Source organism: Streptomyces sp. NPDC000880, assembly GCF_053599675.1.
Genome location: NZ_JBSFMS010000232.1, coordinates 1 through 3,675, shown reverse-complemented (window position 1 = coordinate 3,675; position 3,675 = coordinate 1). Strand labels below are relative to the sequence as shown.

General features: G+C 66.3%; 3 protein-coding genes and 1 pseudogene. 3 read left to right on the top strand and 1 reads right to left on the bottom strand.

What is annotated here, in order from left to right:
• Positions 1–197 precede the first annotated feature (197 nt).
• On the bottom strand, positions 198–380 hold the full coding sequence (locus tag ACWDO5_RS35505) for a hypothetical protein (RefSeq protein WP_450534650.1): 183 nt from the start codon (positions 378–380) through the stop codon (positions 198–200).
• A gap of 340 nt (positions 381–720) precedes the next feature.
• On the opposite strand from ACWDO5_RS35505, the pseudogene ACWDO5_RS35500 reads away from it, so the two are divergent.
• The 3 genes and pseudogenes from ACWDO5_RS35500 to ACWDO5_RS35490 form a co-directional block, all read left to right on the top strand.
• A pseudogene (locus ACWDO5_RS35500) lies at positions 721–1,042 on the top strand (non-heme iron oxygenase ferredoxin subunit); the annotation flags it as partial.
• 76 nt (positions 1,043–1,118) lie between these two features.
• Positions 1,119–2,459 (top strand): radical SAM protein, encoded by a 1,341-nt coding sequence (locus ACWDO5_RS35495; RefSeq protein ID WP_450534649.1) that lies wholly within the window; start codon positions 1,119–1,121, stop codon positions 2,457–2,459.
• Entirely contained in the window at positions 2,456–3,022 is a 567-nt protein-coding gene (locus ACWDO5_RS35490) for a hypothetical protein (protein ID WP_450534648.1), read from the top strand. The genes ACWDO5_RS35495 and ACWDO5_RS35490 overlap by 4 nt, the downstream gene beginning before the upstream one ends.
• Positions 3,023–3,675 lie beyond the last annotated feature (653 nt).

Genomic DNA, 3,675 nt, shown 5'->3' with positions numbered 1-3,675 from the left:
ACGGCCGCCTTACGGCCGGACGAGTGTAGGCCGATCAGCCCACCGAAAGACCCGTAGGCCAAACAGACGAATCACACCTAATTCCTGATAGACCCAACGCCTACGGTCACTCTGCGCAGTGTTGGAGAAAGAGAACAAGCTCAGGGCGCGGGTCGCGCCGTTATTGAGGATGAAGTGCGCGACCAGGCCGGTGCCGGTCATGCAGAACACGGCTGAGGCGCGGAGCGGGCGTGTCCTGGGGTGCGGCGCCGCAGCATCCAGTACGCCGCGCCGATGAAGTAGCCGAACGCGATGACGTTGCTGTCGACGGTGAAGTACACCAGCGATCCCGTGTCGAGCGTCAGCCCGAACCCCGCCGAGATCACAATCGCTTCGCACACTCTGATCGCCGGGGTCCCAGGCGGAACGCGTGGGTATGCCACATGGATCGGCGTTGCAGTACTAGTGCTTTCTGCCGAGACGACTGCTACCGGAGACCGATCCGCCCCGGACCGGACAAAGCTAGCGTGGTGGTCACGAGTGATGCCGGACAGGCAGCGGTCGCGACACGGCGCCCAGTGTCGGGGGTATGCCCCTTCGCCGGCGCCGGGCGTTTGTTGCCTGGCCGCTGACCTTCCAGCACTCGCCGGTTCCGTCGCAGTCGCGCGGGCGGAGCCGACGAGACATCCCGCGGCGAAGCCCCAGTTCGGCGATGACCTGGTAAACGCCCGGCCCCCGCACATGCCGACACACGAGACCGGACGGGAGGGGATCGCCCTGACCACGGACGCTGCATTCGCACGGGTATGCCTGCTGAGCGAGCTTGAGGAGGACACCCAAACGGATCGAGGTGGCGGACGTACCGGTGTCGGTGGTACTCACCGGCGGTGAGGTATTCGCGATCAGCGACACCTGTTCGCACGCCGACATCTCGCTGGCCGAGGGCGTGGTCGAGAACTGCACGATCGAGTGCTGGCTCCACGGGTCGCGCTTCGACCTGCGTACCGGCAAACCCTCCGGACGGCCGACGACGCATCCAGTACCGGTGTACGCCGTACGCGTGGGCAGGGCGCCGTGTTCGTCTCGGTGGCCTAGAAGTGCCGTCAGGCCGCCGCGGACAATCAACCAGAGAGCAGCACATGCACAGCCGTACAAGCCTGGTCGAGAACCTGATGGAGCGGTTCCCGTCCGTACCACCGGAAGCTGTCATCAAGGAGGACCTGCTCCGCGGCGGCATGGCCTTCGACGATTCCGTCCTCGGTGACAACGCAGGCGTACAGGTCAAGCCGAAGTCGTACTTCATCTTCTCCTTCGACCACAGCACGCTCCCCGAGCTCGGAGCCGCCGCACTGCACCGTCCTCCGGAGGAACTCGTGCTGACCGGCGGCCCGTACGGGCTGCGCCGTACGGTCGTCTCGGTACGGGTCAACCCCTCCTCCCCCTACCTGGTGCGGGCGGACGACGACGGGGCGATCGGCCTGTACCTCGACGGGCGGCGCATCGCCGACGTGGGCTTGCCGCCGATGCCGGAGTACTACCGGCAGACGCTGGCGAACGGCAAGTCGGTGATGGAGGTGGCTCCCACCATCCAGTGGGGATACCTCATCTACCTGACCGTCTTCCGCGTGTGCCAGTACTTCGGCGCGAAGCAGGAGTGCCAGTACTGCGACATCAACCACAACTGGCGCCAGCACAAGGCGGCCGGGCGCCCCTACACCGGTGTCAAGGCAGTCGAGGAAGTGCTCGAAGCTCTCGCAATCGTCGACCGGCATGACACCTCGCATGCCTCCCAGGCCTACACACTGACCGGCGGTGCGATCACCGGCAGGGTACAGGGCCTCAACGAAGCCGACTTCTACGGTCGTTACGCACAGGCCATCGAGGAGCGCTTCCCCGGCCGGTGGATCGGCAAGGTGGTCTGCCAGGCCCTGCCGAAGGCCGACGTACAGCGCTTCCACGACTACGGCATCCGTATTTACCACCCCAACTTCGAGGTGTGGGACAAGCGTCTCTTCCAGCTCTACTGCCCTGGCAAGGAGCAGTACGTGGGCCGGGACGAATGGCACCGCAGGATCCTGGAGTCCACCGAGGTGTTCGGCGCCGAGAACGTCATCCCGAATTTCGTCGCAGGCGTGGAGATGGCCACCCCGGCGGGGTTCGCCACCGTCGACGAGGCGATCGCCTCGACCACCGAGGGTCTGCGGTTCTTCATGTCCCACGGCATCACCCCGCGGTTCACCACCTGGTGCCCCGAGCCGACCACCCCGCTGGGCATCGGGAATCCGCAGGGAGCACCACTTGAGTACCACGTGCGGCTGCTGGAGACGTACCGGGCGACGCTTGAGGAGTACGGGCTGAGTTCCCCGCCCGGTTACGGCCCGCCCGGAGCGGGACGTGCCGTCTTCTCGGTGAGTTCCTTCATGGACACCCTTCCCCCAGTGGACGAGCCCGATGGCTCGCGGCAGGCGCGGTCCGCGTGAACTTCACCGATCCGCTCCCGGCCCTCTTCCCCGGTGCGTCCAGCCGGATCGTCACCGCCCTGACCGCGCATCGCGCGAGCGACCCGCAGGAGCCACTGGAGCTCGAAGAACTCGCCCGGCGGGCCTCCGTGGCCGTGACCCAACTGGAGAGTGCCCTCTTCCGGCTCGGCCTGCTGGGCCTTCTGCGGCCGCGCCGGCGCGGTGAGCCGGTACACGTGGTGCCCGGCCACATCGTCTGGAAGGCCCTGGAAGGCATCACGGATCTCACCTGGCGGGTCGCCGAGGAGGTCCGCAGCCGGTGCGAGCGCGACCTGGACCCGCCTCCCGCGTACCTGGCGCTGACTGGCAGCGTCGCGGAACGCACCGCGGCGCACCCCGCGGACCTGCTGGAACTGGTCGTCGTGCCGCCTGAGGACGGGCCCGCCGACTGGCGGTCGGGTCTCGATCGGCTCGTCGCGCAGCTGTCCGTCGACCTCGGCAACCACGTCGTGGTCCGTGAAGCGGCGCGGTTGGAGGAGGCGAGGGATCTCGCGGGTGTGGACGCCGTCGTCGTGACGGACTGAAACCGCGACGGCGGGCCTCCCGTATTGTGCTGGCCGCCTGGCTGTTCGTCCGCCACTCGAAGCGGCACGCGTTCAGAAGCCAACGGGAACGGAAGGCCGCAGACAGCACTGCATCCGGAGCTAGAATGCCAGCCCTACTCATGGGTATTCAGCCGCAGCCTGCACCACCGCTGCACGGTACGCTCGCAACAGAACAGACATCTAAGGCATTTCATTTTCGTGGGAATACGCGGGACCGCAGCCCTAACAGACCGTCAAGTAAGCAGCCGACCTGGGAAAACGCAGGGAAGGCCGACCTCCGGAGGGTTTCGCAGCACGTCACGTACCGCAGTGAGCCACTGATCGCGATCAAGGCGCCCCGTCCCGGCCTGTGACGCATTTCTGACACGACGAAGCCGACGACCCGTCAGAGACGTCGCTGACCTGCACGAACGCGTGGGACCGTCAATGCCTCCGGAGCCGTGTGCGCAGGTTCGAATCCTGCCGGGGGCACTCCGGATCAAGGCTCTGACCAGCAGGAATGCCGGTCAGAGCCTTTCTTGTGCATGCCAAAACGCGCACGGCCTTTTGGCCGTTGCTCTTTTCGGGCCGCACGGTGCCCTTCGGGCTGAGACGAGTCGCTTCTTCTGAAGATTTGCACTGGTCACACGCCA